Source organism: Rhizobium sp. N621 (assembly GCF_001664325.1).
GTDB classification, from domain to species: Bacteria; Pseudomonadota; Alphaproteobacteria; order Rhizobiales; family Rhizobiaceae; genus Rhizobium; species Rhizobium esperanzae.
This window is the reverse complement of the sequence record NZ_CP013498.1, coordinates 369431-385179: the sequence shown is the minus strand read 5'-3', so window position 1 is coordinate 385179 and position 15749 is coordinate 369431. Positions and strand designations below refer to the sequence as shown.

At 63.5% G+C, this 15749-nt stretch carries 16 protein-coding genes and 1 riboswitch; of the genes, 11 read left to right on the top strand and 5 right to left on the bottom strand.

Features of this window, described 5'->3' with window-relative positions:
- Positions 1-3: 3 nt before the first annotated feature.
- From AMK00_RS26470 to AMK00_RS26450, 5 genes are all read right to left on the bottom strand, one after another.
- Positions 4-1200 carry an aminotransferase class V-fold PLP-dependent enzyme gene (locus AMK00_RS26470; RefSeq protein WP_064812236.1) on the bottom strand — a complete coding sequence of 399 codons (1197 nt, stop codon included), beginning with the start codon at positions 1198-1200 and terminating at the stop codon, positions 4-6.
- A 135-nt stretch (positions 1201-1335) separates the two neighbouring features.
- Positions 1336-1848, bottom strand: a complete 513-nt coding sequence (locus AMK00_RS26465; protein WP_064812235.1) for a RidA family protein — start codon at positions 1846-1848, stop codon at positions 1336-1338.
- A 49-nt stretch (positions 1849-1897) separates the two neighbouring features.
- Entirely contained in the window at positions 1898-2767 is an 870-nt protein-coding gene (locus AMK00_RS26460; protein WP_064812234.1) for an ABC transporter permease, read from the bottom strand.
- Entirely contained in the window at positions 2767-3708 is a 942-nt protein-coding gene (locus tag AMK00_RS26455) for an ABC transporter permease (RefSeq protein ID WP_064812233.1), read from the bottom strand. Before AMK00_RS26455 ends, AMK00_RS26460 begins: the two co-directional genes overlap by 1 nt.
- Before the next feature lie 83 nt (positions 3709-3791).
- The gene (locus AMK00_RS26450) at positions 3792-5318 is read right to left on the bottom strand and encodes an ABC transporter substrate-binding protein (RefSeq protein ID WP_064812232.1); all 1527 of its coding nucleotides are present in this window, start codon (positions 5316-5318) and stop codon (positions 3792-3794) included.
- 230 nt (positions 5319-5548) lie between these two features.
- Between AMK00_RS26450 and AMK00_RS26445 the strand changes: the two genes are divergently transcribed.
- The 11 genes from AMK00_RS26445 to AMK00_RS26395 all read left to right on the top strand — a co-directional run bounded on the left by AMK00_RS26445 (position 5549) and on the right by AMK00_RS26395 (position 15724).
- Positions 5549-6133: a DUF1349 domain-containing protein gene (locus tag AMK00_RS26445; protein WP_064812231.1), complete on the top strand. Its 585-nt coding sequence runs from the start codon at positions 5549-5551 to the stop codon at positions 6131-6133.
- A 95-nt stretch (positions 6134-6228) separates the two neighbouring features.
- Positions 6229-6325, top strand: a riboswitch (TPP riboswitch).
- A 41-nt stretch (positions 6326-6366) separates the two neighbouring features.
- Entirely contained in the window at positions 6367-7170 is an 804-nt protein-coding gene (thiM, locus tag AMK00_RS26440; RefSeq protein ID WP_064812230.1) for a hydroxyethylthiazole kinase, read from the top strand.
- Entirely contained in the window at positions 7167-7802 is a 636-nt protein-coding gene (gene thiE, locus AMK00_RS26435) for a thiamine phosphate synthase (protein WP_064812229.1), read from the top strand. Before thiM ends, thiE begins: the two co-directional genes overlap by 4 nt.
- Positions 7799-8632, top strand: a complete 834-nt coding sequence (gene thiD, locus AMK00_RS26430; RefSeq protein WP_016736701.1) for a bifunctional hydroxymethylpyrimidine kinase/phosphomethylpyrimidine kinase — start codon at positions 7799-7801, stop codon at positions 8630-8632. The genes thiE and thiD overlap by 4 nt, the downstream gene beginning before the upstream one ends.
- Before the next feature lie 214 nt (positions 8633-8846).
- Positions 8847-9326, top strand: coding sequence for a GNAT family N-acetyltransferase (locus tag AMK00_RS26425; RefSeq protein WP_064812228.1), 480 nt, complete (start codon positions 8847-8849; stop codon positions 9324-9326).
- Positions 9327-9350: 24 nt separating this feature from the next.
- Complete coding sequence (locus AMK00_RS26420; protein ID WP_064812227.1) at positions 9351-10373, top strand: glycoside hydrolase family 3 N-terminal domain-containing protein; 1023 nt, start codon at positions 9351-9353, stop codon at positions 10371-10373.
- Positions 10374-10415: 42 nt separating this feature from the next.
- On the top strand, positions 10416-12062 hold the full coding sequence (locus AMK00_RS26415; protein WP_064812226.1) for an ABC transporter substrate-binding protein: 1647 nt from the start codon (positions 10416-10418) through the stop codon (positions 12060-12062).
- Positions 12063-12170: 108 nt separating this feature from the next.
- The gene (locus AMK00_RS26410; RefSeq protein ID WP_064812225.1) at positions 12171-13148 is read left to right on the top strand and encodes an ABC transporter permease; all 978 of its coding nucleotides are present in this window, start codon (positions 12171-12173) and stop codon (positions 13146-13148) included.
- A 1-nt stretch (position 13149) separates the two neighbouring features.
- On the top strand, positions 13150-14028 hold the full coding sequence (locus AMK00_RS26405; protein WP_064812224.1) for an ABC transporter permease: 879 nt from the start codon (positions 13150-13152) through the stop codon (positions 14026-14028).
- Entirely contained in the window at positions 14025-14828 is an 804-nt protein-coding gene (locus AMK00_RS26400; RefSeq protein ID WP_064812223.1) for an ABC transporter ATP-binding protein, read from the top strand. Before AMK00_RS26405 ends, AMK00_RS26400 begins: the two co-directional genes overlap by 4 nt.
- Positions 14825-15724 (top strand): ABC transporter ATP-binding protein, encoded by a 900-nt coding sequence (locus AMK00_RS26395; protein WP_064812222.1) that lies wholly within the window; start codon positions 14825-14827, stop codon positions 15722-15724. Before AMK00_RS26400 ends, AMK00_RS26395 begins: the two co-directional genes overlap by 4 nt.
- Positions 15725-15749 lie beyond the last annotated feature (25 nt).

The following is a 15749-nucleotide window of genomic DNA, read 5'->3' as shown; positions in this document are numbered from 1 at the left end:
GGATCAATCCGGCCAGCGCAGCAATCCGTCGAAGCGGTGCCTGCTGCGGTTTTCGATCGGGGTTGCGATGATCTCGTTGGAGGCACGCGCCTTGTCGAACTCCTCAGCAAGACGGTTTGCGACGATCACCTCCTGGCCCGGATGCAGGTTGCACGGATCGAGATAGAAATAGCGGTGCTCCACTTCGTGGTCGCGCACGATGATCGGCGGATTGCCTCTCGCCAGCGCATCGGCCAGATCCCAGGCGGTGATGTGGGCCTCCTCCGCATCGACGATCAGGCGCAGCCGGTCGAGCGGATTGTTGGTCGGGTCGGGCTCGATCAGCGCAGTGACGCCGGGACGGCCGTCGAGGGTGTTCTTCCAGAGATTGAGATAGCCGGTCTCGCGTTCGCGGATGCCGGCATGGTCGCGGCTTTCCCAGGCTTCCAGCGCCGCCATGACCCCGAAGATACTCTCCTTGCCGACCTTCATGCCGCGGCCGATGCCCATATTCTGCAGGAAGGCATGGCGCACCAGTTCCTTGCTGCCGGCAACGATGCCCGAGGTCGGGCCGCCGAGAAATTTGTGGCCGGAGTAAAGCGCGATGTCGGCCCCCTGCTCCAGGAAAATCCTGAGGTCGTATTCCGAGGCCGCGTCGACGATGACGGGCACGCCCCTGGCATGGGCGATCTCGACGAATTCCTTGAGGTTCAGCAAACCGTAATCGACGACATGATGGGAAACGACATAGACGGCAGCCGCGGTCTTGTCGGTGATGGCGTTTTCCATATGGAAGCGATGAGTCGAAGTCGCCTGTCCCACAAGCACGACCTTGCCGCCGGCAAGTCTGATCGCCTGGTCGACGGGCGCACCGTAGCTCACGACATGGCCCATCTGCACCAGCACTTCGTTCTTCTCGGACACGGCATCCGGCAGTTTCTCGATCGCAAGCAGGTTATCGCCGGTGATTGCTCCGGCGACGGCGAGCGAAATGCCGGCCGAGCAGGAGGCGGTGACGAAGCCCGCCTCGCCACCGGTCAGCCGGGCGATGACGCTGCTCGCCTTGCGCTGCAGGTCGTTGATCTCAACGAAGTGCGGCAGGATCGATGCCATCGCCTCGATCGCCTCCGGCACGACGATCGATGCGCCGAGGCTGGTCATCGTGCCGGACACGTTGATGACGGGGCGAAGGCCGAGCGAAGGTCTGATATCATTGGGCATGAAGATCTCCGGAAGTCTGGGGCGAAGGGCAGAACATGGTGCGATCATCCGGCAGTGTCGAGCCGCCGGAGAATGGCCGCGGGTTAAAATAGAAAAAGCTCATCCGAAGACCACTCCAAAGATGAAAACATCTCGTCAGCCATGCAAGGCGACGATTGCCTCGATCTCGACGGTGATGTTGCCGGGCAGTGAGCCGAAGCCGACAGCCGAGCGGGCATGTTCGCCAGCCGCGCCGAAGACCGCGATCAACAGATCCGAGCAGCCGTTGATGACGCTCGGATGATCCTCGAACTCAGGCACGGCATTGACCATGCCGAGCAGCTTGACCACTCGCTTGACGCGGGAGAGATCGCCGAGCGCATCATGCATGACGGCAAGCAGGTTGATGCCGGTCAGCCGCGCGTGCCGGTAGGCATCCCCGACATTGACGCCGCCGCCGACCTTGCCGGCATGCAGGAAGCCATCGGACTCGCGCGGCCCCTGGCCGGAAAGATAGAGCATGTTGCCTTCCACCACATGGGTGACGAAGTTGGCGATCGGCGGCGGTGGCGGCGGCAGCGTAATGCCGAGGGCGGCTAACCGTTGGTAAGGCGAATTCTCGACCTTGCCGGCGGCGGTTGGAAACTGATTCACGCGAACTCCTGTCATGCGAATTTTCGATTGGCGGATTTGGATTGGCCGGCCGCTGGTCGACGGATTAAAGGTCCTTGCGAAGTCTCGGGTCGAGCATGTCCCTCAGGCCGTCGCCGACCATCTGCAGCGACAGCACCGACAGCACGATCGCCACGCCGGGAAACAGCGTCATCCAGTCGGCCTGGCCGATATATTGCCGGCCGGCGGCGATCATCGTGCCCCAGGTCGGGATTTCCGGGCTGACGCCGAGGCCGAGGAAGGAGAGGCCGGCTTCGGCAAGCATCGCACTGGCAAAGAGGAAGGTGGCCTGCACCAGGATCGGCGACAGCAGATTGCGCAGCACGTGCCGCGTCATGATGTGGAAAGTGGAAATACCGAGCGCCCTCGCCGCCTCGACATAGGGCAGCTCGCGAATGACAAGAGTCGAGGCGCGGACGATACGGGCAAGACGCGGCGCATAGACGATCGACAGCGCGATGATGACGGTCGTCAGCGACGGGCCGAGAGCGGCGACGAGGGCGATCGCCAGCAGAATATCGGGAAAGGCCATCATCGCATCGATCAGCCGGGCGATCGGCGTATCGAGCTTCTGGAAGAAGCCGGCGAGCAGGCCAAGCGTGACGCCGATAGCGGCCGACAGGGCGACGACCGCGGCACCGACCAGCAGCGACAGGCGGCCGGCGAAAATCGTGCGCGAGAAGACGTCGCGGCCGAACTCGTCGGTGCCGAAGAAGAACGTGCCGCTCGGCGGCTTCAGCCGGTTGACGATCGAAAGCTTCGACGGCGAATAGGGCGCGACCACAGGCGCGAAGACCGCCAGCAGCACGAAGACCGTGAGGATCAGCAGGCCGAAGGCCACCGTCTTGCGCTTCAGCAGGCGGCGGAGGAATTTGCTGCCCTCGCTCTCGGCGGGCTTGATTGCGATATCGGCCATCAGTAGCGCACCCTCGGATCGACCAGCAGATAGAGCATGTCGATCGCAAAATTGATCAGCACGTAGAGGGCGTTGATGACGAGCAGCGCCCCCTGGATGACGGGATAGTCGCGGCGCAGCACCGCCGAGACGACGAGATTGCCGACACCCGGCAGGCCGAAGACGGTCTCGGTGACGACGGCGCCCGATATCAGCACCGCCGCCGTCAGGCCGAGGACCGTCAGGATCGGAATCAGCGCATTCTTCAGCGCGTGTTTGAGGATCACCTTGCGCTCGATCAGCCCCTTGGCGCGGGCCGTGCGGATGTAATCATCGCCGAGCACGTCGAGCATCGAGGCGCGGGTGAAACGCAGGATCAGCGCCGAGGAGACGATGCCGAGCGCAAAGGCCGGCAGCGTCAGGTGATACATACGCTCGAGAAAACTCGAGCCGGGGCCGCCATAGCCCGAAACCGGGAAGAGATTGAGCCTGACGGCGAAGAACTGCATCAGGATGAGACCGAGCCAGAAGCTCGGAATGCTGGCGGCGAACATGGCGAGCGTCGTTGCCGCCTGGTCGACGAAGGAGCCGCGCCGATAGGCGGCGTAGATGCCGATCGGCAGCGCGATGACGCTGGCGATGGCAAGCGAAAACAGCGTCAGGAAGAAGGTCGGCTCGGCGCGGTCGATGAGCGCTGACGTCACAGGCATGTTGAGGAAGATCGACTGGCCGAGATCGCCCCGCAGCAGCTGGCCGATATAATAGACATATTGCAGGCCGAGCGACTGATCGAGGCCGAGCTTGGTTCTGAGATCGGCAATATCCTGCGGCGTCGCATCCGGCCCGAGCATGACGGCGGCCGGATCTCCCGGCGTCACGCGCACGATGACGAAGACGATCGTCACGACGAGAAACATCACGACGATCATGCCGAACAGGCGCTGGAGGATGTAGCGGATCATGAATGCTGGCCTTCAAGCCTTTGCGGATACGGCAGAAAGGAAGACCGGCACCGGCCGCAAAGGGCCGGCGCCGGCGGTGATGGTTACTTCTTGATCGAGGCATTCCAGAAATACGGCCACGGAGCCGGATCGACGCCCTCGAGCTTGACCGATTTCGCCGAGACGGCGTTGAAATCGCCGATCTTCATGAAGGGCGCATCGGCATAGACGGCCTTCTGGACATCGGCCCAGAGTGCCACACGCTTCTTCGGATCGACTTCGGAGGTGAAGGCATCGACGGCGGCCTTGCGGGCCGGCGTATCCCACCAGCCGGGCGAGCTGGTCGAGAGCGAGCCGATCAGCGCCGGCTCCGGCAGGAAGGGGCTGTGGGTGATGTAGATATCCCAGAGTTTCGGATCGGTGCGGCGCTGCGTCAGCGTCGCCCAGTCCACCACCTGCATATCGACGGTGAAGCCGGCAAGCTTCAGATATTCGGCGGCGACCTGCGCCATCTTGTAATGGAACTCGTATTGGCGGCTGGTCAGGATGCGGATCGGCTCGCCATTGTAACCCGCTTTCTTGGCGGCAGCCGCCGCCCCTTCCGGATCGGCGACATTATAGGCGCCCTCGACGCCGGCATCCGTCGACCAGGCAAAGCTCTTGGGGTAGATGGCGCCGTCGAGTGCATAAAAATCCTTGCTGCCGAAAGCGGCGGCCAGCATGTCTTCCATGCTGAGCGCCTGGCGGATCGCCTTGCGAACCTCGACATTCCCGGCGACACCTTCCTTCGTGTTGAAGACGAAAACAGGATAGCCGAAGGGCTTCAGCATGACCGGCTGCGAGGCCGTCGAGCCCTTCAGCTTGTCGTAGGATTCGACCGGGATCGAATCGACATAATCATACTGGCCGGAAACGGCGGCCTCGACGCGGGTGTTCGGATCCGGCACCGGCACGAAGCGGATTTCGTCGAGATATTGATGGCGGGCGCCGCCATAACCATTGCTGTCGCCTTCGCGCGACTTGTATCCGTCGAAGCGGACGAGCTGGATATATTGATCGGCCTTGCGCTCCTTCAGCATATAGGGGCCGGTGCCGATGAACTCCTTCATCGGTTCGTCCTGCTTTTCCGACGGGATGATGATCGCCGCCGAATTGTTGAAGGCGAGCAGCGAGGTCAGCGGCGCATAGGGTTGCTTCAGCGTGATGGTCACGGTCGCGGGATCGGCGGCAGCGATCTTGTCGATGAATCCGGCCACCTGCTTGCCGCGCGAGGCGATCTTCATCCAGCGGTTCAGCGAGGCGACGACATCATCCGAGGTCATATCGCTATTGTCGTGGAACTTGATGCCGGTCCGGAGCTTGATCGTATAGGTTTTGCCGTCGGCGCTAATCTCGGGCAGGCTTTCGGCCAGAAGCGGCGTGACGTTCCAGCTCTTGTCGAAGGTGTAGAGCGTTTCGAAAATATGCTGGGTGACGATGCCGACGAGATCGGCCGTCGACGACATCGGATCGAGCGTCGGCGGCTCGCCGATCGTCGCGACATTGATGACGCCGCCCTTTTCCGCAGCAAGCAGGGTCGAAGGCAGGGCGACGAGCGCAGTGCCGAGCAGGAATGCGACAAGCGTTTTCATGTGAGGGCTCCCGAGTTAAGTTCCACAATTATGTAATTCATCTTTTTGTAACAGAATAAGAGATGAAGTAATCGTGTCAAGCGGAAGCCCACGGATTATGTCGTGAGACGAGGGTCGCGACGGCCAACACCGCCGAACCGCGGGTGCGGCTGGCCGCCTTCGCGAAGCTCGCGCATTATGGGGGCGCTAAGAATCGGCTGCGCCCGCGGCTTCAATAAAGCGAGGATGGAATGGACATCGATTTCAACAACGGAAAATGGCTGAACGAACCGACAAGCTGGCACGCCGACGCAACCGGTCTGACGCTGACGACAGGCGAGAAGACCGATTTCTGGCGGGAGACCTATTACGGCTTCACCCGCGACAGCGGCCACTTCCTCGCCTTCCCCACCGCCGATAGCTTCACCGCCCAGATCCGCGTGCAAGGCGAGTTCCGCACCCTCTACGACCAGGCCGGCTTGATGGTGCGCCTCGACGAAAAACGCTGGGTCAAGACGGGCGTCGAATTCACCGACGGCGAAGCCTTCCTCAGTACCGTCGTCACCGACGGCAAGTCCGACTGGTCCGTTTCGCAGCCCTTCAAGGAACTTGAGGATTTCCACATCCGCGTTACCGTCGCAGCCGGCGCGCTACGCATTCAGGCCTCCAGCGACGGCAGCCGCTGGCCGCTGCTGCGGTTAGCGCCCCTCCCGATTGCCGACAGATACGAGGTCGGGCCGACCGCCTGCACGCCGGAACGCAGCGGATTGACAGTGCAGTTTTCGGAGTTTTCGATCGGGGCAGCGATTACGACGGATCTGCATGATTTAAGTTGAGGAACGCTGTGATCCCTTCAACCAGCTTTGTCGGAAGGCAGGCGAAACGTCATTTTCGGGATGACAGCCGCGTGCTTCTCTGCGAAAAAGAGCGCGATGAGAGACAGGGGCGTTCGTCGACAGACGGGCTGAGAAGAACCCTTCGAACCTGAACCGGATAATGCCGGCGGAGGGAGTCGCTCGGGGATCGCCGTAGACGCCGCCCCGCGCCTGCCCCGCCTGAAAGGGGCGCCATGCAGAGCAAGACCACCTCGGGAGCCATGCTGGAGGCGATGCGCGAAAAGCCGCCGCTCGTCCACTGCATCACCAATTACGTCGCCATGAACATCGCGGCCAATGTCCTGCTGGCATCCGGCGCTTCGCCGGCCATGGTGCATGCGGCTGAGGAAGCTGGCGAATTCGCCGGCATCGCGAGCGCGCTGACTGTCAATATCGGCACGCTGTCGACGCAATGGCTCGACGGCATGCGGGCGGCGGCCAAGGCGGCTGCCTCATCCGGCAAACCTTGGGTGCTCGATCCGGTGGCGCATTATGCGACGGCCTTTCGCCGCCAGGCGGTTGCCGATCTGCTGGCGCTCAAGCCCACGATCATCCGCGGCAATGCCTCCGAGATCATCGCGCTTGCTGGCGGGGAGAGCCGCGGTCAGGGCGTCGACAGCCGCGATCCGGTCGAGCAGGCGGAGGATTCGGCCCGTCGGCTCGCGGAGCGGCAGCAGGCAATCGTCGCCGTCACCGGCGCCGTCGATTTCGTGACCGATGGCGCGAGGGCGGTGCGCATCAAGGGCGGATCGGTGCTGATGCCGCAGGTCACCGCACTCGGCTGCTCGCTCACCTGCCTGGTCGGCGCTTTCGCCGCCACCGCGCCGGAGGATCTGTTCGGCACGACGGTCGCAGCGCTCGCAACCTTTGCCGTCGCCGGCGAAGATGCCGCGCTCGGCGCGGCCGGCCCCGGCTCGTTCGCTTGGCGCTTCCTCGATGCGCTGGCCGCGCTCGACGGCGAAGCGCTGGATGCGAGAGCCAGGGTATCGATCGCATGAAGGCTTTCGACCTTTCGCTCTATCTCGTCCTCGATCCGGATCTCTGCGCCCGGATCGGCATGGTCGAGACCGCCCGGCTTGCCGTTGCCGGCGGCGCGACGATGGTGCAGCTGCGCGACAAACAGGCGGGGACAGCACGCATGATCGAGACCGGCCGCGCCTTGAAACAGGCGCTCGGCGGCACCGGCGCCCACCTCATCGTCAACGACGACGTCGAGGCGGCGATCGCCATCGGCGCCGATGGCCTGCATATCGGCCAGGAGGACATGGATGCGCGCACGGCTCGGGGGATGATCGGCCCCGACATGATCCTCGGCCTCTCGGTCGAGACCGAGGCGCTCGCGGCTGCCGTCGATCGCGATCTCGTCGATTATACCGGCGTCGGCCCGGTGTTTGCGACGCCGACCAAGGCCGACCACAAGCAGCCGATCGGCCTTGACGGTCTTGCCAGGCTGGTGCAGGTCTCGCCGGTGCCGTCGGTCGCCATCGGCGGGTTGAAAGCGGAGCATGTGGCCGAAGTCTTTGCCGCCGGCGCCAAGGGGCTTGCCGTCGTCTCCGCCGTGTGCGGCACGCCGGATCCGGCGGCGGCCACCCGCCGCATCGCCGCAGAAATTCGAAAGGTCCCGGCATGATCCGCAACGTCCTCTCCATCGCCGGCTCCGATCCGTCCGGCGGCGCCGGCATCCAGGCCGACCTCAAGGCCTTTTCGGCCCGCGGCGTCTATGGCATGGCGGTGCTGACCGCGCTGACGGCGCAGAACACGCAAGGGGTCACCGGCGTGCATCTGGTGCCGCCGCAATTCGTTGCCGACCAGATCGATGCCGTCTTTGCCGATGTGCGCGTCGATGCCGTGAAGATCGGCATGATTGCCAATGCCGGCATCGCCGAAGCCGTCGCCGCCGCCCTTTCCGCAGCTCTGGCCGCAGCAACCGCCAAAGGACGCAGCATTCCCGTCGTCCTCGATCCGGTGATGATCGCCAAAGGCGGTGCCGCCCTGCTCGCGCCCGAAGCGGTCGACGTGCTGACGCTGCGGCTGCTGCCGCTCGCCACGATGCTGACCCCGAACCTGCCGGAGGCCGCCGCGCTGCTGCACCAGCCGGTCGCGACGAACCGGGTAGAGATGGCAGCGCAGGCCGAACGGCTGCGCGCCCTCGGCCCGGCCGCCGTGCTGGTCAAAGGCGGTCATCTCGACAGCGACGACAGCCCCGACGTGCTCGCCGCCGCCGACGGGCTGCATTGGTTCGAAGCCCAGCGGGTGCCGACGAAGAACACCCACGGCACCGGCTGCACACTCTCCAGCGCGCTGGCGGCCGAGCTTGCCAAGGGCGCTTCGGCGCGGCAGGCAGTCGCCATCGCCAAGGATTATCTTGCCGGCGCGGTCGCGGCGGCCGGACGCCTCACCGTCGGCTCAGGCCATGGCCCGGTGCAGCACTTTCATGCGCTCTGGAAAGACGGCGCATAAGTACTGAAATCGACGAACAGTCTCCATCGAACGGCCTGGTCTCCCCGGGCCGTTTTCGCCTGTGCCGGCCGCCCTGCGTAGCGAGCGCAGCCAGCGCGGCTGAATCACTGGCGCCGATTGAAAAACCCTGTTGACAAGCCCGGCGAGATGGCCAAGTCTATAACATAAGAGGGGTATATATTCCGCAACAACGGAATAGCAGGAGGAATGTCGGGTGCCGGACCTGCTTGTGAGCCTTTACTCCACGCAGCTCGCCGAGCTGAAACAGAGAGCCGACAGCGTCGGCGCCTCCATCCGCCCGGCCCTCCCCCCGGAACTGCATCTCGTCGTCACCTGGGTTCGCGAACGGTTCAGCGAGAACTGGGCAAGCGAGGTCTTGGTCGCTTTCTCCCGCCAGCCAGTCGCCTGCCTGATCGCCATCGAAGGCCGTGAGCTGCTCGGCTTTGCCTGCTACGACACGACGGCGCGCGGCTTCTTCGGGCCGACCGGCGTTGACCCGCAAGTGCGCGGCAAGGGCGTCGGCCTCGCTTTATTTTCCGCCTGCCTTCAGACGATGAAGACGCTCGGCCATGCCTATGCCTTTATCGGCGATGCCGGCCCCGTCGATTTTTACGGCCGAACCGCAGGCGCCATCACCATCCCCGCCCCCGACAAGGGCATTTACGAAGGCATGCTGAGAAGCATGCCGAAATGACCATCTGATACCGGAGCACTAGACTTGTCCTCGACCCCGCTCGCCCTTTTTGTCGGCCTTCCCAATCCCGTACTTTCGGATGACGAATTTGCGTTGTTTCGTGAGACCAATCCGCTCGGCCTCTTCGTCGGCCGGCGCAATCAGCGCGAGCCGGAGCAGACGAAACGGCTGATCGAGCGCTTTCGCGAAGCCGTCGGCCGCGACGACGCCCCCGTCTTCACCGACCAGGAGGGCGGGCGCGTCCAGCACCTAGATGCCGGCCCCTGGCCGCTCTTCCGCAGCTTCGGGCAGTTTGCCGAGCTGGCGCGCCGCGATGTCGAGCTCGGCAAAAAAGCATTGCGTCTTTCCTCCCAGGCCATGGGCGCGATGATGACCGAACTCGGCCTTTCGAGCGGCTGCTCGCCCGTTCTCGACCTCGTCTTCGAGACGACGAGCGCGGTCATCGGCGCCCGCTCCTTCGGCTCCGATCCCGATGTCATCGCCGCCCTCGGCCGCGAGGTGGTCGACGGCCTGCTCGAGACCGGCAACATGCCCGTGATGAAGCATATTCCCGGCCATGGCCGCGCAACGCTCGATTCCCACAAGGAGCGCCCGGTGGTCGATGCCAGCCGCGCGACGCTCGCTGCCACCGATTTCAAGCCGTTCGTCGCGCTGAGGGATACACCCTGGGCCATGGTCGCCCACGTCGTCTACTCGGCCTACGACAGGGAATTGCCCGCCTCCGTTTCGCCAATCATGCACGACGTCATCCGCAACGATCTCGGTTATGACGGCGTGCTGATCTCCGACTGCATCTTCATGGAATCGCTCTCCGGCACCCTGCCGGAACGCGTCAAACAGGTGCTCGACGCCGGCTTCGACATCGCCCTCCACAGCCACGGCGACATTCGGCAAAGCGAAGCAGCCGCCAAGGCGGCGCGCCCGTTGACCGCCGCCGCACTGCAGCGGATCGCCGCCGGCAAGGCCCGCCTCGGCAATCTCAAGATCGACTATCGGGCCGCCCACGCTGAAGTCGAAGACATATTTGCAAGCGCGCTGGTCTCCTGACCGGCGCACCATCTCTCACTTATAAAAGAAGGGGAATAAAACATGAAAAAATATCTTCTTGCCGCCGCCACACTGACACTGCTTTCGGGCTCCGCCGTGGCGCAGACGGTCCTGACGGCCAATATCGAACCGGCGACGACCTGGGTGCGCAACTTCAATCCGTTCAATCAGACATCGGCGCGCCAGTCGACGCTCGATTTCATCTATGAGCCGCTTGTTATTTTCAATCGCTTCGACAGCAACAAGCCGGTCTACCGTCTGGCCGAAAGCTTCAAGCTTTCCGACGACCTGAAGAACATCGATTTCAAGCTGCGCCCCGACCTGAAATGGTCCGACGGCAAACCGCTGACCTCAGCCGACGTCACCTTCACCTATGCCTATCTGAAGAAATTCCCGGCGCTCGATTTCGTCAGCATCTGGAGCTTCGTCACCGATGTCAAAGCTGTCGATGCCCAGACGGTGCGCTTCACGCTCGCCAATCCGAGTTCTCTCGCCGCCGAGCAGATCTCGCAGCTGCCGATCGTTCCGGAACATGTCTGGAAGGACGTCGCCGATCCCGTCACTTTCGCCAACGAGAACCCGGTCGGCAGCGGACCGCTGACCGAGGTCCCGCGTTTCACAGGCCAGACCTACGACCAATGCCGCAACCCGAACTATTGGGACAATGCGCATCTGAAGGTCGATTGCATGCGCTTCCCGCAGCTGGCCGACAACAATCAGATGCTGACGGCAACGGCCGACGGCACGCTCGATTGGGGCGTCTCCTTCATTCCCGACATCGACAATGTCTATGTTTCGAAGGACCCGGCGCATTTCCACTACTGGTATTCGCCGAGCAGCATGGTCGCCTTCCTGTTCAACCTGGAAACAGCGAACGAAAACAACAGGAAGGCCTTCAACGACGTAAAATTCCGCCGCGCCGTCTCGATGGCGCTCGACCGCAAGACGATGATCGACGTCGCCGGCTACGGCTATCCGACGCTGAACGAAGATCCCGGCCTGATGGGCGAGCTTTACAAGAGCTGGTCGGATCCGTCGGTCAAAGCCGACTTCGGCAAGTTCGCGACCTATGACGCCGCCGCCGCCAAGGCGCTGCTCGACGAGGCTGGCTACAAGGACAAGGACGGCGACGGCTTCCGCGACAATCCGGACGGCAGCAAGATCGCCTTCTCGATCATCGTGCCGAATTCCTGGACGGACTGGATCGACACCGTCAACATCGCGGTCGAAGGCATGCAGGCGGTCGGCATCGACGCCAAGATCGAGACGCCTGAGGAGGCCGTCTGGACCGGCAACCTCATCAACGGCAGCTTCGATGCGGCAATCAACAGCCTGCCGGCCTCGGCTTCGCCCTATTATCCCTACAAGCGCGCCTTCAGCTCCTCGGACAAGGGCAAGACCCGCTTCACCGCGCAGCGCTGGTTCAACCCCGATGTCGAGAAGCTCGTTACCGAGTTCACCCAGACCGCCGACCTCGCCACGCAGAAAGAGGTGATGAACAAGGCGCAGCGCATCGTCGCCGAAAACATGCCTGTGATTCCGGTGTTCAACAATCCGAACTGGTATCAGTACAACACCAAGCGCTTCACCGGCTGGTCGACCAAGGAAAATCCCTTCGTCAATCCGTCGATCTCGCGCACCAATCCGGCACGCCTCTTGAACCTGCTCGCGCTCGAGCCGGTCAAGTAAGCGTCATTTCCCGGGAGCGGCGTCAGAGCCTGATGCCGAAAAGCGTAAGCGGTTTCGGGTGAGATCATCCTCATCCGGAAGCGCCGCTCCCGTCACGACGGAGTTCCCATGGCTTTCCTGCTTCGCCGCCTCGTCTTCTACATGGCAGCCTTCATCGCCGCAGCGACGATCAATTTCTTCCTGCCGCGGCTGATGCCGGGCGATCCCGTGCAGATCATGTTTTCGAGCGCCGGCACCGAATTGCCGCCCGAAAGCCTGCAGGCGCTGAAGCTGACCTTCGGCTTCGTCGACGGCCCGCTCTGGCAGCAATATCTCACCTATCTCGGCAGCATCTTCACCGGCGATCTCGGCCGCTCGATCAAATATTTCCCGCTGCCGGTCACCTCGGTGCTCGGCCATGCCCTCGTCTGGACGGTCGCGCTGATGGGAACGGCGACGATCGTCAGCTTCGCGCTCGGCACCTTCCTCGGCATCCTCGCTGCCTGGCGCCGCGGCAGCCGGTTCGATGTCATCGTTTCCGTCGGCGCGATCTTCGCGACCTCGGTGCCCGCCGTCGTCACCTCGCTGATCGTGCTCTTCATCTTCGGCTTCACGCTCGGCTGGTTCCCGAACGGCTATGCCGCCGATCCCTCGCTCGATCCGGCCTTCAGCCTGCAATATATCGGCAGCGTCGCCTATCACGGCATCCTGCCGATGGTCACCCTCTGCACCGTGCTAATCGGCGGCTTTACCGTCACCATGCGCAACAACATGATCAACCTGCTCGGCGAGGATTATATCGTCATGGCCCGCGCCAAGGGCCTGTCCGACCGGCATGTGATGCTCTGGTATGCGGCGCGCAACGCCGTGCTGCCCACCGTTTCCAGCCTTGCCATCGCCATCGGCACCATTCTCGGCGGCTCGCTGGTGACCGAGGCCGTCTATAACTATCCCGGCCTCGGCAACATTCTCTACCAGGCGATCCTCGCCCGCGATTATCCCGTCATCCAGGGCCAGTTGCTCATCATGACCGCGACCATGCTGATCGCCAATTTCATCGTCGACGTCAGCTATGTCCTGCTCGACCCGCGGCTGAAGGGAGCGTGAGATGAAGAGCCTGCTGCGAAACCGCAAGGCGCTCACCGGCCTCGCCATCATCGCCTTCATCGTCTTTGTTGCGGTCGCAGCGCCGCTGCTGACGCAATACGACCCCGCCGCCCGCACCGGGCGGCCGCATCAGCCGCCGTCGCTCGACCATATTCTCGGCACCACCCGCATCGGCCAGGACGTCTTCGCCCGGCTGATCTACGGCGCCCGCACCTCGCTTGCTGTCGGCTTCGGCGCCGGCCTGCTGATCACGCTCGCCGGCACCGCGCTCGGCATCATCGCCGGCTATCGCGGCGGCAAGACCGACGAGGTCATCAGCTTCTTCACCAACATGGTGCTGGTCGTTCCCAACCTGCCGCTGCTGCTGGTGCTCGCCGCCTTCATCGGCCAGGCAAGCCCCGTCGTTATCGCGCTGATCCTCGGCGCCACCTCCTGGGCCTGGGGCGCCCGCGTCACCCGCGCCGAGACTCTTTCCGTCAAGCACAAGGATTTCGTCAAATCGGCCGAGATGATGGGCGAGCCGCAATGGCGAATCATGACCTTCGAGATCTTTCCCAATGTGGTCTCCATCGTCGGCATCAATTTCATCGGCAGCGTCATCTTCGCGATCATCACCGAGGCGACGCTGGAATTTCTCGGCCTCGGGGATCCCCGCGCGATCTCCTGGGGCACGATGCTCTACAACGCGCAGAAGGCCTCGGCCCTCTCGGTCGGCGCCTGGTGGGACATCCTCACCCCCTGCTTCGCGCTCGCCTTCCTCGGCATCGGCATGTCGCTGCTGAATTTCGCCGTCGACGAGATCGCCAATCCGCGGCTGCGCACCGGCAATCATCTGAAGCGCTGGTCGCTGCTCGTTCGTTCCCGGGAGGGCCGCCTGTGACCCAGCCGCTGCTTTCGGTGAGGAACCTTTCGATCGACTATATCGGCGAGGAGAAGGATTTCCGCGCCGTCGACGATGTCAGTTTCGATGTCGCGCCCGGCGAGGTCTTCGGCCTTGCCGGCGAATCCGGCTGCGGCAAGAGCACCATCGCCTTCGCCGTCAGCCGCCTGCACAGGCCGCCGGCGCTGATCCGCAAGGAGAGCCGCATCCTGCTCGACGGCCGCGACGTGCTCGGCCTCGACCAGCAGGCACTTGCCGCCTTCCGTTGGCGCCAGGTCGCCATGGTCTTCCAGAGCGCCATGAATTCGCTGAACCCGGTGCTGCGGATCGAGGCGCAATTCTCAGACGTGTTGCGGACCCACAAGAAGATGAACCGCGCCGAAGCTCGCGAGCGCACCGCCGAGATGCTGCAACTCGTCGACATCGCGCCGGATCGCATGCGCGACTATCCGCACCAGTTTTCCGGCGGCATGCGCCAGCGCATCGTCATCGCCATCTGCATGGCGCTCGACCCGAAACTCGTCATCATGGACGAGCCGACGACGGCGCTTGACGTCGTCGTTCAGCGCGAGATCCTGCAGCGCATCAACGAGCTGCGCCGCCGCTTCGGCTTCTCCGTGCTGTTCATCACCCATGATCTCGGCCTGATGGTGCAGTTCTGCGACCGCATCGGCATCATGCTGTCCGGCAGGCTGGTGGAGCAAAATACCGCCGAAGCGATCTACCGGACGCCGCGGCACAATTATACGAAGAAGCTCTGGGCCTCCTTCCCCTCGCTGCATGGAGGCGTGCTGCTGTGACTGATGCCATTCTCGCACTCGACACGGTGACGAAGACCTTCGGTCATGGCGCGTCCGCCGTTCATGCCGCCCGCTCGATCTCCTTTTCGCTGCACGCTGGCCGAGCGCTGGCGCTGGTCGGCGAATCCGGCAGCGGCAAGACCACCTGCGCCCGCATGGCGATGCGCGAATATCTGCCGACATCGGGCCACATTCTCTACAAAGGCCGGCCGGTCGAGACGGCGAATTCGGCCGAGATCGCCCGCTACCGCCGATCGGTGCAGATGATCTTCCAGGATCCCTTCGCCTCGCTGAACCCCGCCCATACCATCGCGCACCATCTCCGCCGGCCACTGAAATTGCATCGCCCTGACATCAAAGGGGCGGAGATCGACGTTACCATCCGCGAATTGCTGCAGCGCGTCCGGCTCGATCCCGATCTCGTCGCGCCGAAATATCCGCATGAACTCTCCGGCGGCCAGCGCCAGCGCGTCAACATCGCCCGCGCCCTTGCCGTCAAACCGGAGGTGATCGTCGCCGACGAGCCGACCTCGATGCTCGACGTCTCGGTGCGCCTCGGGGTGCTCAACCTGCTGAACGATATGAAGCAGGAGCTGAATCTCGGCCTGCTCTACATCACTCATGATATCGCCACCGCCCGTTATGTCGCCGAGGACATCGCCGTGATGTATGCCGGCCAGATCGTCGAATGGGGCAGCACCGCTAGGGTGATCGACAATCCGCTGCATCCCTATACCAGGCTGCTGCTCTCGGCCGTGCCGGATCCCGACGTCCGTTTCGACGATCCGAAGGCGCGGCTGAGGCCCGACGAGGTCGAGGGTATTCGCCGACGTTCGGCCGCGGCCCAGGACGATGTCGTCGAAGCGGAGCCGGAGCATTTCATGCGGATGATCTGACGCTGGTTTGCTGGTTTCGCTCGCC